Origin of the sequence: Micromonospora sp. DT44, from assembly GCF_049841635.1 — a bacterium.
Taxonomy (GTDB): domain Bacteria; phylum Actinomycetota; class Actinomycetes; order Mycobacteriales; family Micromonosporaceae; genus Micromonospora.
The window spans coordinates 1-17,777 of sequence record NZ_JBNCKS010000066.1 but is presented as its reverse complement, the minus strand read 5'-3'; the positions used below and the strand labels follow the sequence as shown (position 1 = coordinate 17,777).

General features: G+C 74.2%; 14 protein-coding genes and 1 pseudogene. 3 read left to right on the top strand and 12 right to left on the bottom strand.

Features of this window, described 5'->3' with window-relative positions:
• Nucleotides 1-30: 30 nt before the first annotated feature.
• The 5 genes and pseudogenes from murJ to recN form a co-directional block, all read right to left on the bottom strand.
• Nucleotides 31-1,727: pseudogene (gene murJ / locus ACLQ25_RS28225) on the bottom strand (murein biosynthesis integral membrane protein MurJ).
• Nucleotide 1,728: 1 nt separating this feature from the next.
• Nucleotides 1,729-2,595 (bottom strand): hypothetical protein, encoded by an 867-nt coding sequence (locus tag ACLQ25_RS28220; protein ID WP_425733798.1) that lies wholly within the window; start codon nucleotides 2,593-2,595, stop codon nucleotides 1,729-1,731.
• Between the two features lie 43 nt (nucleotides 2,596-2,638).
• Complete coding sequence (locus ACLQ25_RS28215) at nucleotides 2,639-3,580, bottom strand: copper transporter (RefSeq protein WP_425733797.1); 942 nt, start codon at nucleotides 3,578-3,580, stop codon at nucleotides 2,639-2,641.
• A gap of 27 nt (nucleotides 3,581-3,607) precedes the next feature.
• Nucleotides 3,608-4,786, bottom strand: a complete 1,179-nt coding sequence (gene steA, locus ACLQ25_RS28210) for a putative cytokinetic ring protein SteA (RefSeq protein ID WP_355050199.1) — start codon at nucleotides 4,784-4,786, stop codon at nucleotides 3,608-3,610.
• 119 nt (nucleotides 4,787-4,905) lie between these two features.
• Nucleotides 4,906-6,663, bottom strand: coding sequence for a DNA repair protein RecN (recN, locus tag ACLQ25_RS28205; protein ID WP_425733796.1), 1,758 nt, complete (start codon nucleotides 6,661-6,663; stop codon nucleotides 4,906-4,908).
• Nucleotides 6,664-6,765: 102 nt separating this feature from the next.
• Between recN and ACLQ25_RS28200 the strand changes: the two genes are divergently transcribed.
• Nucleotides 6,766-7,785, top strand: coding sequence for a helix-turn-helix domain-containing protein (locus ACLQ25_RS28200; protein WP_425733795.1), 1,020 nt, complete (start codon nucleotides 6,766-6,768; stop codon nucleotides 7,783-7,785).
• Nucleotides 7,786-7,839: 54 nt separating this feature from the next.
• Here ACLQ25_RS28200 and ACLQ25_RS28195 read toward each other — a convergent pair whose 3' ends face one another.
• The 5 genes from ACLQ25_RS28195 to ACLQ25_RS28175 form a co-directional block, all read right to left on the bottom strand.
• On the bottom strand, nucleotides 7,840-11,559 hold the full coding sequence (locus tag ACLQ25_RS28195; protein WP_425733794.1) for a S8 family serine peptidase: 3,720 nt from the start codon (nucleotides 11,557-11,559) through the stop codon (nucleotides 7,840-7,842).
• 158 nt (nucleotides 11,560-11,717) lie between these two features.
• Complete coding sequence (locus ACLQ25_RS28190) at nucleotides 11,718-12,602, bottom strand: NAD kinase (RefSeq protein WP_357120844.1); 885 nt, start codon at nucleotides 12,600-12,602, stop codon at nucleotides 11,718-11,720.
• Between the two features lie 88 nt (nucleotides 12,603-12,690).
• Nucleotides 12,691-13,545 carry a TlyA family RNA methyltransferase gene (locus ACLQ25_RS28185; protein ID WP_425733793.1) on the bottom strand — a complete coding sequence of 285 codons (855 nt, stop codon included), beginning with the start codon at nucleotides 13,543-13,545 and terminating at the stop codon, nucleotides 12,691-12,693.
• A 37-nt stretch (nucleotides 13,546-13,582) separates the two neighbouring features.
• Complete coding sequence (locus ACLQ25_RS28180) at nucleotides 13,583-13,864, bottom strand: hypothetical protein (protein ID WP_396802262.1); 282 nt, start codon at nucleotides 13,862-13,864, stop codon at nucleotides 13,583-13,585.
• On the bottom strand, nucleotides 13,861-14,610 hold the full coding sequence (locus ACLQ25_RS28175) for a hypothetical protein (protein ID WP_425733792.1): 750 nt from the start codon (nucleotides 14,608-14,610) through the stop codon (nucleotides 13,861-13,863). Before ACLQ25_RS28175 ends, ACLQ25_RS28180 begins: the two co-directional genes overlap by 4 nt.
• A 111-nt stretch (nucleotides 14,611-14,721) precedes the next feature.
• Here ACLQ25_RS28175 and ACLQ25_RS28170 point away from each other — a divergent pair, with 111 nt between their 5' ends.
• Complete coding sequence (locus ACLQ25_RS28170; protein ID WP_425733791.1) at nucleotides 14,722-15,060, top strand: SCP2 sterol-binding domain-containing protein; 339 nt, start codon at nucleotides 14,722-14,724, stop codon at nucleotides 15,058-15,060.
• Nucleotides 15,061-15,100: 40 nt separating this feature from the next.
• Here the strand turns inward: ACLQ25_RS28170 and ACLQ25_RS28165 are convergent, their stop codons facing one another.
• Together ACLQ25_RS28165 and ACLQ25_RS28160 are read right to left on the bottom strand one after the other, a co-directional pair.
• Nucleotides 15,101-16,126: an HAD-IIA family hydrolase gene (locus ACLQ25_RS28165; protein WP_425733790.1), complete on the bottom strand. Its 1,026-nt coding sequence runs from the start codon at nucleotides 16,124-16,126 to the stop codon at nucleotides 15,101-15,103.
• Nucleotides 16,123-17,115, bottom strand: a complete 993-nt coding sequence (locus ACLQ25_RS28160) for a hypothetical protein (RefSeq protein ID WP_425733809.1) — start codon at nucleotides 17,113-17,115, stop codon at nucleotides 16,123-16,125. Before ACLQ25_RS28160 ends, ACLQ25_RS28165 begins: the two co-directional genes overlap by 4 nt.
• Between ACLQ25_RS28160 and ACLQ25_RS28155 the strand changes: the two genes are divergently transcribed.
• On the top strand, nucleotides 17,104-17,777 hold a 674-nt coding region (locus ACLQ25_RS28155), incomplete at its 3' end, for a hypothetical protein (protein WP_425733789.1). The two genes, ACLQ25_RS28160 and ACLQ25_RS28155, sit on opposite strands and share 12 nt — an antisense overlap.

The window sequence follows — 17,777 nt, the reverse complement described above, 5'->3', positions numbered from 1 at the left end:
CCGGCCACCGCCGGTTGGTGTTGACAACGCTCACCGAACCGCCGTCTCCTTCCCGTCGCCCCGCTCCGGGGCACCGCGCCCGGCGTGGACGTCGACGTGCCGGCCCGGCCCCGCTGGCCCCGCCGGAGGCGGCGAGCCACCCCGGTCAGTAGCGGCCGTACGTCCCGCCGGTCGACGAACCAGACCACGACGAGGAACACGACACCGACCAGAACCCCGGACAGCATGCCCTGACCGAGCGCCACGGCCGTCGTCGGGGTGCCGCCGTCCAGCCTGTCGAGCCAACGGCTCAGGCCCAGCCCGGCGAACGCGGCGAGCAGGCCGGCGAGGAGGCCGGCCGCCCCGGCGCGCGCCGCGCCGGCCAGCGCCGGTGTGCCGGCGGACCGCGCCACCGCGACGACCAGCAGCGCGCCCAGCACCACCATGCCCACCGAGTTCGCGGACGTCACGGCGAGCACCCGGTCGGTCAAGGGCAGGATCCTGCCGAGCGCCAGCACCGCGACCGGCACCACGAGGAAGCCGACGGCGGTCGCCACCGTCGCCGCCCGGGTCTGCCCCCGCGCGTAGAGCGCCCGGGTGAGGATCGCGAACAGGCCGTAGCCGACCAGGCCCGGGGCGTACCCGATGATCGCGGCGGCGGCGGTGGGCGCGGTGGACGCGGGAAAGAAGAAGTGCCCGATCGGCCCCGCGGTCCCGACCAGCGCGGCCGCGCCGAGGCAACTGAACAGCAGCACCCCGCGCACGGCCGGCGCGAGGGTCGCCCGGTAGGCGCCCTCGTCACCGGCCGACCGCGCCGCGGCGAGGGTCGGGTAGGCCGCCACCGCCACCGGCACCGCCAGCACCGCCCACGGCAGCAGGTAGACGGTCTGCGCCAGGTTGTAGACGCCGGGGTTGCTGCGCGCGCCCGCCGTCACCTGGTTCAGGCTGACGATCAGGGCGATCTGCTGCGTCGTGACGGTGACCGCGCCCGCCACCGCCAGCGCGCCGACCCGGGCCCGCGCGTCGGCGGGGAACCCGAACCCGGGCCGCGCCCCCAGTCGCAACCGGCGGACCGGGATGAGCAGCGACAGCGACAGCACCACCACGCCGAGGGTCGTTCCGGCGGAGAGCAGCACCTCGCCGCCAGGGCTCACCCCGGCGACCGTGGCATAGCGGCCCTGGGTGGCCGTGAACCCGAGGTAGACCACGATCACGGTGAGGCTGGACAGCAGCGGGGCGAGCACCGGCCAGGCGAAGCGGCGGTGCGCCTGGAGGACCCCGGTGAGCACGATGCCGACCCCGTACAGCGGTAGCTGCGGCGCGAAGACCCGCAGCATCCGTACGCCGCTGTGCTGCTGGGCGTCGGTGAGGTGGTGCCCCAGCGACTCGACCACCGGGCCGGCGAACAGCGCCACGAGCAGCGCGAGCGGCACCAGCAGGGTCACCGTCCAGGTCAGCAGCGCGCCGGTGGTCCGGGCGACCGTCGTACGGTCACCGGCCTCGACAGCGCCGGCCAGCAGCGGTACGACGAGACTCGCCAGCGCGCCACCGGCGACGATCTCGAAGATGAAGTTCGGCACCGCGTTGGCCACCACGTAGGTGCCGCCGAGGTCGGTGTTCCCGAGACTCCAGGTGAACAGGGCGGTCCGGCCGAAGCCGGCGAGCCGGCTGAGCACGGTGAGGACGGCGATGAGCGCGGCTGCCCCGGCCAGCCGGCCGGCGCCGGCGAGGGGGGCCGGTCTGGTCACGTCAGTCGGTGCGCCGACCCAGGGCGTCGAGCTCCCGCAGGCCCGGGGTCCGCTGGATCACCGCCGTGAAGCTGACCTTCTCGCTGGCGGCGGTGAGCCCGGCCAGCACGGCGAGCAGGCCGGCGCGACCGAGCGGACCGGTGCGGGCGGCGAGCGCCACACCGAGCAGCGCGCCGAGCGCGTTCGCGCCGCTGTCGCCGACCATGACGTTCTCGGACAGGTCGTCGCCGAGCAGTCCGGCGGCGGCGCCGACCGCGCCGGCGGCGATCCCACCGTGCGGGCCGCCGGTCAGCGGCGCGCCCAGCAGCAGCCCGGACTTGATGGCCCGGCCGGGTCGCAGGTCGAGCAGGTTCAGCAGGTTGGCGGTGCCGGCGATCACGCCAGCGCCGAGCAGCACGTCGACACTCCGGCCGAACGCGCCGTGGCGCTGCCGGCGCGGGTGCGCGGCGACGCGGGGGTCGGCGGCGAGCAGCGCGGCGGCGCCCAGCCCGGCCGCGCCCACCCCGACCACCTTGACGAGCCCGGCGGTGACCCGCCCCTCGCGCAACGCGGCGAGGTGTCCGGCGAAGCCCTTGGCCGCCTTCTGCTCCGGACGTGCCCCGACCACGTCGTCGTAGAGCCCGACACCACCGGCGCCGAGGCCGGCGACCAGGGCGGCGCCACCGGAGGCGGCACTCGTCGCGCCGAACGCGCCCGCGGCGGTCGCTCCGGCCGCGAGCGCCGGACCGGCGGCGAGGGTCACCGTTCGGCCGCGGAAGTTGGTGCGCTCCAGCGCCGGCCCCACCGGGGCGGTCCGCACCTCGCGCAGCGCGTACCGGGCGGCGGCCGCTCCGGCGGCGCCGACCAGCAGCCGTCCCAGCGTGCTCATGCCGGCACCTCGTCGATTACGGACACGGCGGTACGTCGTTCGCTCACTGGGGCAGTCTAGGCAGCAGGGACGCGGCATTGTCGCCGACGCCGTACTGGCCGGCCTTCTTCTCGGTGAGCTGCTGCACCAGCGCCAGACTGGTGACCAGTTGCCCCTGGACGGTGTTGGCGTTGTCGACGGTCGAGATGGTCTGCGACAGCACCGGGTCGCCCCGGACCACGGAGACCACGTTGCCACCGGCGGAGCCGTTGCCGCCCACCACGATCGCCCCGGTCCGGTCGAACTGTTCGGCGATCTTGACGACCGACTCGTCCCGCTTCTCGGAGTCCTTGTCGACGTACGGCTGGCCGCTCACCACGACGACCGCCTCCGCCGGGCCGGTGACCTTGTTGTTGTCGGTGGTCAGGTAGCCGGCGTTGTTGTACGCGGCGAGCACCGCCCGCCGGTCGGCGTCGCTGACCGGCGCGGTGCCCTGGGCGCGGTCCAGCAGGACGCTGGCCAGCAGCGCGCTGGAGGTCTCCACGCCGTGCCCGTTGCCGGGCAGGCCGGTGGTCTGCGCGGTGGGCCGGGCGGCGGTGACGGCCAGCTCCAGCAGGTTGGAGTTGTTGTCCGGGTTGATGAACTTGTCCTGCAGGTCGACGCGACCGGTGATGGTGGCGCCGGCCTGCTGCAGCTTCTTGAGCACACCCTCGGTGTGGTCACGCCCGTTCGGCAGGCTGAGCACCACCACCCGACGTCCGGTGAGGGTGCCCGGCAGGACCACCTGGGACATCTGTTCGGCGAACTCCTCCTCCAGGCCGAGCTGCTTCTCCATGCTGTTGACCTGCTGCCGCAACTGCTGGTTGTCCTTGCGCAGCCCGGTGACCTGCTGCTTGAGCGAGTCGGCGACCGGGCCGTTGAGGGCGGCGGTGCCGACCACCAGGCCGATCGCCAGAGCCAGGAAGACCGCGGTGAGGGACACCACGTGGTAGCGGAAGTTGATCACGCTTGCAGCCTCTTGATCGCTCGGGAACTAGAAGAGCCGGTACAGCTGGAACACGAAATTGTCCCACCACTCGGCGACCACACCCAGGTACGCCTTCCCGACGGTGGAGACCGCCACCGCGGAGGCCATCGCCGCGATCGCCGAGAGCACCAGCAGCAGCAACGACGAACCCGAGATGCTCTGCCGGTAGAGCCGGCTCACACCCTTGGCGTCGACCAGCTTGCCGCCGACCTTCAGCCGGGTCAGGAACGTCGAGGCCATCCCGCCGCGCCCCTTGTCGAGGAACTCGACGAGGGTGGCGTGGGTGCCGACCGCGACCAGCAGGGAGGCGCCCTTCTCGTCGGCCAGCAACATCGCCAGGTCCTCGCTGGTCGCCGCCGCCGGGAACGTGATGGCCGGTACGCCGAGCCCGTTGACCCGGGGCAGACCGGGCGCCCGCCCGTCCGGGTAGGCGTGCACGATCACCTCGGCGCCGCAGCGCAGCACGTCGTCGGTGACCGAATCCATGTCCCCGATGATCATGTCAGGGGTGTACCCGGCCTCGACCAGCGCGTCCGCGCCGCCGTCCACGCCGATCAACACCGGCTTGAACTCCCGGATGTACGGGCGCAGCACGTCCAGGTCGGCCTTGTAGTCGTAGCCGCGCACCACGATCAGGCAGTGTCGGCCCTGGATCTGGGTCTGGATGTCCGGTACGCCCACGCCGTCGAGCAGCAGGTCGCGTTCCTGGCGCAGATAGTCCATCGTGTTGGCGGCGAACGCCTCCAACTGCACCGACAGCCCCTCCCGGGCGTCGGACATCGCCTTGGCGACCGACTCGGCGTCCTGCAGGGTGCCGTGCGCCACCGGCTCTTCGCCCGCGAACACGGTGTTGCCCTCGACGCGTACCTGGTCACCCTCGCGGATGCGCTCGAAGACGCCCTCGCCGAGGTCGTCCAGCAGTGGGATGCCGGCGGCGATCAACACCTCCGGCCCGAGGTTGGGATAGCGGCCGGAGACCGACGGCTTGGCGTTGAGGACCGCGGCGACACCGACAGCGACCAACGAGTCGGCCGCCACCCGGTCCAGGTCGACGTGGTCGATGACCGCGATGTCACCGGGGCGAAGCCGACCGACCAGGCGTTTCGTCCGGCGATCAAGGCGCGCGGTGCCGAGGACTCTGCCCGGTTCGGCATTCCGGTTCCGGCGCAACGTGGGTAGACGCATCGTGACCATCCTGGCATGTGAGGCAGGCTTTTCTGTCGCGACATGCCTGAGCAGGGCCGCCTACCCAGGGAAGCACACGCCGACGCGAGCCGGTGTGCTTGCGCCCACAATACGCGGCGTCACAACCGCCTTTCCTTCGCCGCGACGGCCAGAAGCTCCTCGGCGTGAGCGATACCCAGATCCGAATCGGGCAAACCGGCCAGCATGCGGGCCAGTTCCCGGGCTCGTTCGGTGTCCTCCACGACCCGTACGCCGCTGGTCGTCACCGCGCCGCCGGTGTCCTTCGCGACCACGAGATGCCGGTCGGCGAACGCGGCCACCTGCGGCAGGTGTGTGACGACCAACACCTGGTGACTGCGGGCCAGCCGGGCCAGCCGCCGGCCGATCTCCACCGCGGCCTGACCGCCGACCCCCGCGTCGACCTCGTCGAAGACGAGCGTGGGCGGGCCCCCGGAGCCGGCGAAGACCACCTCGATGGCGAGCATCACCCGGGACAGCTCACCGCCGGAGGCGCCGCGCTGCAACGGCAACGACGGCGCGCCCGGGTGGGCCAGCAGCCGCAACTCCACCTCGTCGCCGCCGTCGGCCGCGACACCCACCTCGACGCCGTTGACCGTCAACGACGGCTCGGCCCGGCCCGCCGGTCGGGGCAGCACCGCCACCTCGATCCGCGCGTGCGGCATCGCCAGACCGGCCAACTCGACGGTGACCTGGTCGGCGAAGCGGACCGCCGCCTCCTGCCGGGACACCGACACCCGGGCGGCCAGGTCGGCCACCTCCGCGGCCAGCCGCTGCCCCTCCCGGTCCAGCTCGTCGAGCAGATCGTCGGAGGTGTCCAGGTCGGACAGTCGGGTGCGGGCCCGCTCGGCCCACGCGACGACCCCGTCGACGTCGTCGGCGTACTTGCGGGTCAACCCGCGCAACGCGGCCCGCCGCTCGTAGACGTGCTGCAACCGGGCCGGATCGGCGTCCAGCGTCGCCAGGTACGCCGACAGCTCCGCCGACACGTCGGTGACCAGGGTGGCCGCCTCCTCCAGACGGGCCGCCAGCTCACCCAGCGCGGGATCGGTGCCGGCCTGCGCCTCCAGAGTGCGCCGGGCCGTGCCGAGCAGCGACGCCGCGTCCGGCGTCTCGTCGGCCGCCTCCGCGCCACCCGCCACGCACAGCTGGGCCAGCTGCGCGGCCGTCCGCAGACCCTCGGCGTGCTCCAGCCGCTGCGCCTCGGTCTTGAGCTCGTCGTCCTCGCCGGGCTGCGGGTCGACGCGGGTGATCTCGTCGAGGCCGAGCCGCAACAGGTCGGCCTCCTGGCTGCGCTCGCGGGCGTTGCGCCGCCGGTCGGCCAGGTCGTCGACGATCCGCCGCCAACCGGTGTACGCCTCGCGCAGCGCGTCGAGCAGCTTCTCGTGCGCCGGTCCGGCGAACCGGTCCAGCGCGGCCCGCTGCTCGGCCGGACGCAGCAGGCGCAGCTGGTCGGACTGACCGTGCACGGCCACCGCCTGCTCGCCGACCTCGCCGAGCATCGACACGGGCATGCTCCGGCCACCCAGGTGGGCCCGCGAGCGGCCCTCCACGGTCACCGTACGACTCAGCAGCAGCGAGCCGTCCTCGTCGGGCTCGCCACCGGCGTCGCCGATCCGGGCGTGCACCGCGTCGGCGACGCGACCGGCGAGGCGCAGCCGTCCCTCGACCACGGCCCGGCCCGGCTGGGCACGCACCCGCCCCGCGTCGGCCCGGCCGCCGAAGAGCAGGCCGAGGCCGGTGACCACCATCGTCTTGCCCGCACCGGTCTCCCCGGTGATGACGTTCATGCCGCCGGCCAACGGCAGCGTGGTGTCCTCGATGACGCCGAGTCCGGTGATGCGCAGCTCTTCCAGCACAGCACCCGACAGTAGACGCGAGGGCCGACACTTGACCAGCCGACGTGCCCCGCGACCGGGTCCCGCTGCGGTCCGCACCTTGCCGACGTACAGTCTTGCCCCGTGTTGGACGTGATCGGCCTGACCCCCGCCGAGGAGGAGCTGTACCGCTGCCTGCTCCAGCTCACCACGGCTCGCGTCGACGAGCTGGCCGGCCGGCTGGGACGGCCCCGGGCGCAGGTCGTCGAGCAGATCGAGGCGTTACGGGCCAAGGGTCTCGTGCAGCCCACCGAGAACGACCCGGACGGTCCGCTGCGTCCGACCGCCCCGGACGTCGCCCTCGGCGCGACGCTGCTACGCCGCCAGGAGGACCTGGAGGCCGCCCGCCACCGGGTGACCCAACTGGCCGAGGAGTACCGTGCGGGCCTGCGCCGCCACCACGTCGACCACCTGGTCGAGGTGATCCGCGGCGGACGGACGCTCCGCGACCGACTGCGCGACCTGCAGAACTCGGCCCGCGAGGAGGTGCTGTGGTTCTGCCGCGCCAACCCTCTCGCGATGGCCGGCCCGGAGAACGTCGAGGAGTTCGACGCCCTCGCCCGTGGGGTGAGCTACCGCGCCATCTACGAGCGGGACCTGCTGCTGGAACCGGGCGCGCTGGCCGACCTGGCCAAGGGGGTCGCCGCCGGTGAGCAGGCCCGCGTGTTGGACCGCCTGCCGGTCCGACTGGCCATCGTGGACGCGCGTACCGCCATCTGCCCGCTGGTGCCCGACCGTGCCGGCGGCGAGCCGAGCGCCGCGGTGATCGGCCGCAGCCAACTGCTCGACGCGCTGCTGGCCCTCTTCGAGAGTCACTGGCGGGTCGCCACCCGGCTGCGACTCGACGATCCGCTCTCCGGCGCGACGACCGAGCACCGCCGCGACACCGGCGACGACCGTCCGGCCGACGGCTACCGGCCCGACGCCGACGAGGCCCGGCTGCTGTCGCTCTTCGTGGCCGGCGTACCGGACAAGTCCATCGCCTCCCAACTCGGGGTGAGTCGTCGGACGGTGCAGCGCCGCCTCGCCGACCTGATGGACGCCGCCGGTGTCGACACCCGTCCCGGGCTGGCGTTCCAGGTCGCCCGGCGCGGCTGGCTCTGACGACGCGGCCGGGCCCACCATCGGTACGACGGTGGGCCCGGCCGGGTCCGGCGGTCAGCGCAGCCCGTACGCCCGCAGCACCGTCTGGTCGACGGTGTTACCGGCCCGGTCGGCGGCGTGCACCCGCAGCGACACCGTTCCGCGTCCGGCCGGCACCGTCGCCGTGTAGCGGACGCCCGACCCGCGGGTCGGTACGGACCGCCAGGTGACGCCCTCGTCGAAGGAGACCTGCACGGTCACCCTGGCGCCCTTCGGAGCGGACACCCCGGCGGGCTGGCGCAGGCTCAGCCCCACCTGGTGCGGTCGGTTGCCGGGCACGGTGCCGGACAGATCGGCCGGCACCCGGTAGTCCACCTGCAGCAGCGACAGCGGCGCCGCCGCCGCGCCCGCCGGGCGGGCCGAGGTGAACTGCCACGCCGTGTCCGTCCGGGTGCCGTAGCCCCACCCGTCCGAGGACCGCCGCGTCGTCACGTCGAGGCGGTAACGGGCCGCCCCCGCCGTGGTCGGCACCGGCGTCCAGCCGTCGGACAGGTCGGCGATCTGCCGCCCGTCCCGGCTGAGCCGGGCCTCGACGCTGTCCGACTCCTCGCTGTTGCCCGACACGCTGTAGTGCCCGTCGGCGTCGACGAACTCGGGCACCCGCACGTCGAGGACGTCACCCTTGCGCGTCGGCACCGGAGCGCCGGTCGCCGGCACGGCCGGACGGACCACCGGAGCGTGCCAGGACTCGGTCTCACGGTCGTCGGCGGCGTACTGGCGGGGCGCCTCGGCGAGGCCGCCGGTCAACTGCCCCCACTGCATGAACATCTGCTTGTGCAGCACCCGGTGCTGCCACCAGTTGTCCCCGGCGCTGACGAACTCCTGCCGGGTGGTCCCGTTGTGGACCAGGCGCTGGTCGTCGTTCCAGGCGTACTCCTGCCACGGACGCCAGCCGAACCGCTCCTCGGTGGCCCAGCCCGCGCCGGTGTCGCCATACCGTGCGGTCACCTCGGCGGTGTTCTTCGCCGTCACCGTGTGCACGATGCGCTCCGGCACGCGCCCCTTCGACACCTGCCACACGTCGTACAGGTAGGGGCTGTCCACGGTCAGCGTGAGGTCCAGCGTCGCGCGATGAGTGCGCGCCGCCGCGACCAGCCGCTGCCCGTCGTCGTACGCCACGACCATGGCCGGGACACCGAGCCGCTCCCCGTCCGGACGCCAGACCGTCCACGCGCTCTGGTCCTCGGGGCGGACGATCAGCACCGCCGCAGCGCCGGCCGCCGCCGCGCCAGCCACCTGCTCCTCCTCGCTGCGGTTCTCATCGGTGGTGAGCAACGCCGCCGCGCCCCGCACCCGGGTCAACTCGCCGGGCGTTCCGGTGCCCGCCCAGACCAGCGGCAGCTTCCGTCGCCCGGTCGGCGCCGGGGACGAGCCCAGCAGGTTGATGTCCGACGGCGCGGACACGCCGGTGACCCTGGCGTCCACCATGGGCGCGACGAGCTGCCAGCGGGAGGCGAACTCGAACTCACCCTGGCGCACCGGACGGGTCGGCGTGACGTTGACCTGCTGGACGGTGCTGTACGCCATGACGCCGTGGTCGATCTGCCGGCCGTTGCCCAGCACCCGGTGCACGTAGAAGCTGAGCGTGGCCCGCTGCTCACTCGGCTTCGGCGTCTCGATCCGTACCGGCGTCCCCGTGCGGGCGTCGAGCACGACCGTCAGGTCCCGGTCGACGTTCAGCTCGGGTTCGATGGTCTGGGTCAACTGCTCGTCCAGGGGAACGCCGTGCTCGACAAGCGCGGTCAGCAGATAGGTGCCCTCCTCGACCCGCAGGGTGCCCTCGCCCGGCCACCAGCCCCAGTAGTCCGATTCGGGCTGCTCACCAAAGAGGGTCAGGGCGGGCGAGAGGGTCAGCTGACCCTGCCGGTCCAGCACCTTGATCGTGACGTCGTGCTGCGGTCCGCTGACGGTGAGGCCCACCGGCGTGCGCACGGCGACGCCGTCCGCGCCGGTCGCCACGAGAGCGCCCCCGTGCGGGCCCCGGGCCAGCTTCGCCGGGTCCGCCCGCAGCGGCACGGCCACGCTGCCGCCCGCCGGCACGGTCACCTCGCCCGCGCCGACGGCGACGCCGTCGGTCTCGGCCGCGCCGCTGTCCAGGTTGCTCAGCTCCAGGGCCAGGCGCAGGGTCCGCGCCACGGAGGTGCCATTGGTGTACGTCACACTGCGCTCGACCACCGGTCCGCCGGTGCTGACCCGGCCGAAGTCGGCGGTGGCCGACGCGTACACCCGTTGCGTGAGCGCCCGCGCCACGTCGACCCGACCGCCGCCCTGCTCGAAGACGGTCAGCTCCGGGTTCGCCTTCGTGGTGCTGACCAGCGCGTCCTTGAGCGCGCCGGCCTTCCAGTCCGGGTGGTCCTGGGCGAGGATCGCCGCCGCGCCCGCCACGTGCGGGGTGGCCATGGACGTCCCGGAGGCCGCCGTGTAGGCGTCGTCGACCGGCGTACCCATGGTGGTGCCGGCGGCCCGCGCGGCGACGATGCCCACGCCCGGCGCGGTGATCTCGGGCTTGATGCCGTTGTCGCCCACGCGCGGTCCCCGGCTGGAGAAGTCCGCCAAATTGTCGTCGCGGTCGACCGCGCCGACGGTGAGCGCCGCCGCGGCCGCGCCGGGCGCGTTGACGCTCCGCGCCTCGCCCGAGTTGCCGGCCGCGATCACGAACAGCGCGCCCGTCTCGGCGGTCAGGTCGTTCACCGCCTGGCTCATCGGGTCGGTGCCGTCGGTCGGACCGCCGCCGAGGCTCATGCTGACGACCTTCGCGCCGGAGTGGGCGGCCCACTCCATGCCGGCGATGATGGCCGAGTCGTAGCCGGCGCCGCCGTCGTCGAGCACCTTGCCGACCAGCAGCCGCGCGCCCGGGGCGACGCCCTTGCGCAGCCCCGCCGACGCCGCTCCGCTGCCGGCGATGGTGGCGGCGACGTGGGTGCCGTGGCCGTGGCCGTCACGGGCGCTGCCGCTGCCGGAGAAGTCCCGCTCCTCGGCGATCCGGCCCGCCAGGTCGGGATGGGTGTCGTCGACACCGGTGTCGAGCACGGCCACCGTCACGCCGCTGCCGTCGCGGCCGGCCGCCCAGGCCGCCGGAGCACCGATCTGCGGGACGCTGTGCTCCAACGTCGGGCGTACCCGCCCGTCCAGCCACACGCGGGCGATACCGCCCCCGAGCCGGGGTGCTGCGGCCGTGCTCCGGGACGTCGGCGCGCCGGCGAGCGTGGTCCACAGGCCACCGAGGTCAGCCTTGCCGACCCGCAGCGCGGCCCCGTTGATGCTCGGCAGGGGCCGGGCGTCGGTGACCCCGCCGAGCGGCCGGACCCGGCCGGCGGACGGCTCCTGGTAGCGCACGATCAGCGGCAGCGCGCCCTGCGCGGCGTCACCGTAGCCGTCGGCGGCCAACTCCTGGACGTCGAACAGGTTGGCGTCGAGGACGCCGCTGGAGATGAAGGGCGCGACGTCGCTGGGCAGGACCCGCAGCCCGCCGTCGACCTCCAGGGTCTGGAAGATGATCCGCTCCCGCCCGGGTCCCGGGCGTACCGTGGCGGCGACCCGACCCGGCGCGGCCGGCGACAGTTCGACCTGGTCGCCGGTGATGAGGGTGATGCGGACGGGCGCGACGGCCGGGGCGGACGCGCCCAGGCTCGGGCCGGTGGGCCGGACGGACGGCTCGGCGGAAGCCGGCGCGGCGAGGCCGACCACCAACGCGCCGACCGCGCCGGCGCTGAGCCAACGGGGGGACCAGTGCATGCGATGCGCTCCTTCACTCCTTCGGGCCCGACATCCGTGGATGAGGACCGATCGGAGTCTGCGACGCAGCGCACAACCAGGTCACTAGCCTCTCGCCGCCGCAGCGGCGACATGTCGTCAGGTGGACAACCGCCGGACACCGACGGTGTGTGCCACCGTCACCGGCGGCTGCCCCGCCACCCGTGCACCGGCAGGCCGAACTTGGCGACCAGCCGGTCGGTGAACGGACGGGCACGCAGCCGCACGATGCGCACCGGCAGGGCGCCTCGACGCACCGTCACCCGGGCACCGGGCGGCAGGTCGTAGACCCGGCGGCCGTCGCAGGCGAGCACGGCGAGGGTCGTGAACGGGTCGACGGTGATGACGAACGTCGAGGTGGGGGCGGTGACCAGGGGCCGGCTGAACAACGCGTGCGCGCTGATCGGCACCAGCAGCAGCGCCTCCACCTCCGGCCAGACCACCGGACCGCCGCCGGAGAACGCGTACGCGGTGGAGCCGGTGGGGGTGGCGCAGACCACGCCGTCGCAGCCGTAGCGGGACAACGGGCGGCCGTCCACGTCGACGAGGAGTTCGAGCATCTGCGCCCGTTCGCCCTTCTCGACGCTGATCTCGTTGAGCGCCCACGACTCGATGGTCGGGCCACCGTCGAACTCGGCCGTGACATCGAGCGTGAGCCGCTCGTGCACGGTGTAGTTGCGTTCGACGACGTCCCGGACCGCGTGGTCCAGATCGTTGATCTCCGCCTCGGCGAGGAAGCCCACCTTGCCGAGGTTGATGCCGAGCAGTGGCGCCTTCGCCGGGCGGGCCAGCTCGGCCGCGCGCAGGAAGGTGCCGTCCCCACCCAGCGCGAAGACGATCTCAGCGCCCTCGGCGGCCTCCGGGCCGGTGACCGGAACCGTCCCGGGCAGGTCGAGGTCCTCGGCCTCCTCGGCGACCACCCGCACCTCGAAGCCCGCGGCGATGAGGTCGGCGGCGACCGACCGGGCGTGCTCGGTGCTGCGCCGACGGCCGGTGTGGGTCACCAGCAGTGCCGTGCGGCTCATCGGACCGGCCGCCCGTCCGCGACCGCACGGCCCGACAGCCACGCCCCGGCACGCCCGCGTGCCGTCGTATGCCGCTCGCTGTAAGCCTTCACCCCGCGACCTCCTCCGCCGCCACGCCCGGCACGTCGCCGGCCGTCGTCGTGCCGTCCGGCCCGGCGTCCACCACGGCCCGTACCCGCTGCGGGTCGGCCGCCGGCGCGCCCCGGCGCAACCATACGAAGAACTCGACGTTGCCGCTGGGCCCTGGCAGCGGGCTGGCCGCCACGTCCGCCAGGCCGAGGCCGAGCTGGGCCGCTGCCGCGGCCACGTCGAGCACCGCCTCGGCGCGCAACGCCGGGTCGCGGACCACGCCGCCGGCCCCGACCCGATCCTTGCCCACCTCAAACTGCGGCTTCACCATCAGGGCCAGGTCGCCGTCGTCGCGGGTGCAGCCGGCCAACGCGGGCAGCACCAGCCGCAACGAGATGAACGACAGGTCGGCCACCGTCAGGTCGACCGGCCCACCGATCGCGTCCGCGACGAGGGTACGGACGTTGGTGCGTTCCAGGACCCGGACGCGCTCGTCGGTCCGCAGGGACCAGGCGAGCTGCCCGTAGCCGACGTCCACGGCCACCACCTCGGCGGCGTCGGCGCGCAGCAGCACGTCGGTGAAGCCCCCGGTCGAGGCTCCCGCGTCCAAGCAGCGCCGCCCGGCGACGCGCAGCCCGCCGAACGCGGCCAACGCCCCGGCGAGCTTGTGCCCGCCCCGGGAGACGTACTCCTCGGTCGGGTCCTCGCCGGTGACCAGCAGCGGGTCGGCGGGGTCGACCATCGCGGCGGCCTTGCGCGCGGTCACTCCGCGCAGGTGGACCCTGCCGGCCTCGACCAGCGCGGCGGCCTGCTCACGTGAGCGGGCCAGCCCGCGACGGACGAGTTCGGCGTCCAGCCGGTTGCGACGTGCCATGGGTATTTCTCCGGTCTGTCGGGCGGAGTCGCCCTGGTCAGGTCTGATCGATGGTGGCGAGAGTCTCGCGGAGCGTCTCGTAGGCCGCCTCGTACTGCGCGATCTGGTCGGCCGGGGCGAGCGCCGCCGCGTTGTCCATGGCCCGCACGGCCGCCTCGACCGCCGGGTGGCTCGCGGCGTCGTCGGCACCGGTCGCCAGGTCGGGCGGCGGGCCCGGGCGGGCACCCGCTGGCGGACCCGGCCGGGCCGCGAACGAGCCGGCCGGCGGCGGGCCGGGCCGGAAGCCCCCGGGTGGGCCCGGGCGCGCGCCGTCGGTCACGACTCACCCTCCGGGCGGCGCTTACGGACAGCCTTCTTCGCCGGCATGTCCGCCGGAGTCGGGGTGTCGTCCTGATCGGCTGACTGATCGTCGCCGGTCCGGCTGATCGTCGCGGGAGGCTTACGGGCGATGGCCGTCTTCGCGACGGCCTTCTTCGCGATCGCCTTCTTCGCGACGGGCGCGACGGGCGCGGCGGGCTCCTGGGCGGCGGGCTCGGCGGGCTCGGCGGGCGCGACGGGCTCGGCGGGCGCGACGGGCTCGGCGGGCTCCTGGGCGACGGGCGCTCCGGCGGGGCCGTCCGACGGCACCAGGCCGTCACCGGGCTGCGCCGCGCGGGTCGGATCGGGCTGCGCCGCGCGGGTCGGATCGGGCTGCGCCGCGGACTTCGGCGCGGGCTCGGCGGCGGACGGACCGCTGGCCGTCGCCGCCGCGGGTGACTCGCTGGCCCGCGCCTCGCGCAGTTGCCGCTCCAGATCCCGTACCCGTCGGGTCAGCTCGGCGACCTCGTCGGCCGTCGCCAGACCAACCGCGCCGAGGGCCCGGTCGACCTCGAAGCGGACCAGCTTGGTCAACGCCTCCCGGTTGGCGGCGCTGGTGCTGACCAACTCCTCGCCGAGAGCCTGCAGCTGGGCGGCGGTCGCCCCGCCCGTGCCGACGACACGACGCACCGCGTCCTGCGCCTTCTTCCGGGGCGCCTCCGCCAGGCCCAGGGCCAGTTCGAGGTAGGCGCGCCACGCGTCCTGCATGCCTTGGTCCTTCCATCGGGCGGGGTCTGCAGGTGTCACGCTACCGGGCACCCCGGACTGTCCCGTGCGGTACGGTGCCGGGGACGGCGTGGCGATCGGCGAGGGGGACATGTGGCCAGCGTGGACGAGTGCCGGCAGGCGTTGCAGGAGCTGGCCGCCCGGTTGGACCGCAACGCCGAGACGGTCCGTGAGTGTATCGACCTGGAGCGCACTCTGGCCTGCCGCATCACCGACCTGGACACGGCCTTTCACGGGAGGATCAGCGGTGGCCGGCTCGTCGAGCTGGCCGACGGCGACGACCCGAAGGCCAAGATCGCGCTGAGCACGTCCAGCGACGACCTGCTCGCCCTCGTCCGGGGCGATCTGGACGTCACCAAGGCGGTCGCCTCCCGCCGGGTGTCGATCAAGGCCAACCCGTTCGACCTGATGAAGCTGCGCAAGCTCCTCTAGAGGTTCGCGCTCCCCCGGCCCGGTGTGGCGGTGGCTGGCCTCACGCGTCGGTGGGCAGCCCGAAGCTCTTCAGGGCGGCAGCCGCATCCGGGCCCGCCGGGCGGATCGCCGGCGGCGTCGGGGCCGCCCAGGCCGCCGCACACAGGGCGGCCAGCGCGTCCAGCGCCCGGCCGTTCCCCGCCAGCTCCAGCGTCCCGTCGCGGTCCGTGACGGACCAGCCGCCGGCGTCCGTCGGGCCCGGGACCCGCACCGCCGCCGCCGGGTCGAAGAGCCCCGCCAGGTCCCGCGCGACGTACGTGGGCCGCCGTCGTGGCTCGGCCGCGAGCAGCTCGGGTACGTCACTGACACCGGTGAGGACGAGCAGACTGTCCAGCCCGGCGCGGCGAGCGCCCTCGATGTCGGTGTCCAGTCGGTCTCCGACGACAAGTGCCTTCCCGCCGTCGCCGCGCCGGGCGGCGGTCTCGAACAGGGCCGACTCCGGCTTACCGACCACCAGGTCCGGATCCCGCTCCAACGCGGTCCGCAGCACCGCGACCAGTGACCCGTTGCCCGGCAGCGGGCCTCGGGGGCTCGGCAGGGTGCGGTCGGTGTTGGTGGCGACCCAGATCGCGCCGGCCCGGACCGCGAGCGACGCCTCGGCCAACTCGGCCCAACCGACCTGCGGACCGTAGCCCTGCACCACCGCGGCCGGCTTCTCGTCGGCGCGACCGACCGGGGTCAGTCCGACCGCCCGTAGCTCGGCGCGCAGCGCCTCCGCGCCGACCACCAGCACCCGAGCGCCGGCCGGCAGCCGGTCGCGGAGCAGCTCGGCCGCCGCCCCCGCGGAGGTGAGGACCTCCTCCGGCCGCGCCGGCACGCCCATCCCGGTCAGCAGGTCGGCGACGTCGCTGGAGCGACGTGAGGCGTTGTTGGTGGCGTACGCCACCGCCCGCCCCTCGGCGTGCAGTTGGGCCACCGCCTCGACGGCGCCGGGAATCGGCCGATCGATCAGGTAGATCACACCGTCCAGGTCGAAGACGACCAGGCTGTACCCGTCGATCAGCCGCTTCCCGGCGTCCGCGCTCATCGCTGCGTCGACTCCGGCTCGTCGCCCCGGACGGGGGCGGTCTCGTCGCCGCTCACGACCCGGCCACCGTCGTCGGCGGGCGTGGTCAGAGCCGGGGAGGCGTCGTCCTTCTCCGGAGCGAGCGCGTCGACGTCCTCGTCGTCACCGTCGACGTCCTCGGCATCCACTCGGTCGGCGTCCTGCGCCAAGCGGCCGGTGACGCCGTCCTCCTCGTCGTCGTCGAAGTCCTCGTCGTCGACGTCCTCGTCCTCGTCGAAGTCCTCGTCGTCCTCGTCGTCGTCGAAGTCCTCGTCGCCGTCGGGGTCGTCCTCGTCGTCGTCACCTGCGGTCAGGTCCGTGTCCGACTGAGCCGGTACGGCGCCTGGCGCGCCCGGGCCGGCGGCGATCTCCTCGGTCTCGTCCTCCTCGTCGCCCTCGATGACGACGCCGTCGAGTTCGAGCAGCCGCTCGGCGGCGTCGGTCTCGCCCTCGGTGTCCACGTCGGCGGCACGGGAGAACCACTCGCGGGCCTCTTCACGCCGGCCCACCGCGAGCAGCGCGTCGGCGTACGCGTACCGCAGTCGCGCCGTCCACGGCGCTGCCGTCTCGCTGGTCAGGTCGGGCACCTGGAGCATGGCGACCGCGGCGTCCTTCTGGCCGAGATCACCCCGCGCTCCGGCGGCGACGATCAGCAGCTCGATCGCGACGGCCTGGTCCAGCTTCTCCTGGTCGGCGCCCCGGTACAGGTCGATCGCCCGCTCCGGCCGGCCGAGCGCGCGCTCGCAGTCGGCGAGCACGGCGAGGTGACTCTGCAAGCCGGTCATCCGGTGGTACGTCCGCAGCTCGGCGATCGCGGTCTGCCACTCCCCCGCGTGGTACGCGGCCAGGCCGACCGCCTCGCGGACAGCGGAGATCCGCGACGCCAGCCGCCGGGCGGCGAGCGCGTGGGCCAACGCCTCGGCCGGGTCCTCGTCGATCAGCTGACCGGTGGCGACCAGGTGTCGGGCCACGGTCTCGGCGACCGGCTTGTTCAGCGAGAGCAGCTCGGCGCGCACGTCCTTGTCGAGGTCGGTCGCGACGATGTCGTCCGGCAGTGCCGGGGCCGCAACGCGCCCACCCTCGGACGCCTCCGGGCCCGCCCCACGCTCGTCGCGGCGGTGGTCCTCCTCGCGACGCGGCCGGTCGTCGGCCCGGAAGCCGCCGTCACGGTCGCCACCGCGGTACCCACCCTCACGGGGAGCACCACCCTGCCGGCGGTCGCCGCCTCGGAAACCGCCATCACGGTCGCCACCCCGGAAACCGCCCTCGCGGGACGCGCCCGGACGCGAGGCGCCACGTTCACCGCCCCGGAAGCCACCGGAGTCACGGTCACCGCCCCGGAAGCCACCCTCGCGGGGCGGACCGGAACGACCACGGTCACCGCCACCCTGGTAGCCACCCTCACGACGGTCCCCACCACGGAAACCACCCTCGCGGTCACCACCGCGGAAGCCGCCTTCACGACGCTCACCACCACGGAAACCACCCTCGCGGTCACTACCGCGGAAGCCGCCTTCACGACGCTCACCACCACGGAAACCACCCTCGCGGTCACTACCGCGGAAGCCGCCTTCACGACGCTCACCACCACGGGAACCACCATCACGGTCGCCGCCACGGAAGCCACCCTCAC

What these genes read in the sequence shown, in the direction of transcription:
- ACLQ25_RS28220 (WP_425733798.1), bottom strand. Translation starts at nt 2,595, where the DNA reads ATGAGCACGCTGGGACGGCTGCTGGTCGGCGCCGCCGGAGCGGCCGCC.
- steA (WP_355050199.1), bottom strand. Translation starts at nt 4,786, where the DNA reads ATGCGTCTACCCACGTTGCGCCGGAACCGGAATGCCGAACCGGGCAGA.
- ACLQ25_RS28195 (WP_425733794.1), bottom strand. Translation starts at nt 11,559, where the DNA reads ATGCACTGGTCCCCCCGTTGGCTCAGCGCCGGCGCGGTCGGCGCGTTG.
- ACLQ25_RS28190 (WP_357120844.1), bottom strand. Translation starts at nt 12,602, where the DNA reads ATGAGCCGCACGGCACTGCTGGTGACCCACACCGGCCGTCGGCGCAGC.
- ACLQ25_RS28185 (WP_425733793.1), bottom strand. Translation starts at nt 13,545, where the DNA reads ATGGCACGTCGCAACCGGCTGGACGCCGAACTCGTCCGTCGCGGGCTG.
- ACLQ25_RS28175 (WP_425733792.1), bottom strand. Translation starts at nt 14,610, where the DNA reads ATGCAGGACGCGTGGCGCGCCTACCTCGAACTGGCCCTGGGCCTGGCG.
- ACLQ25_RS28165 (WP_425733790.1), bottom strand. Translation starts at nt 16,126, where the DNA reads ATGAGCGCGGACGCCGGGAAGCGGCTGATCGACGGGTACAGCCTGGTC.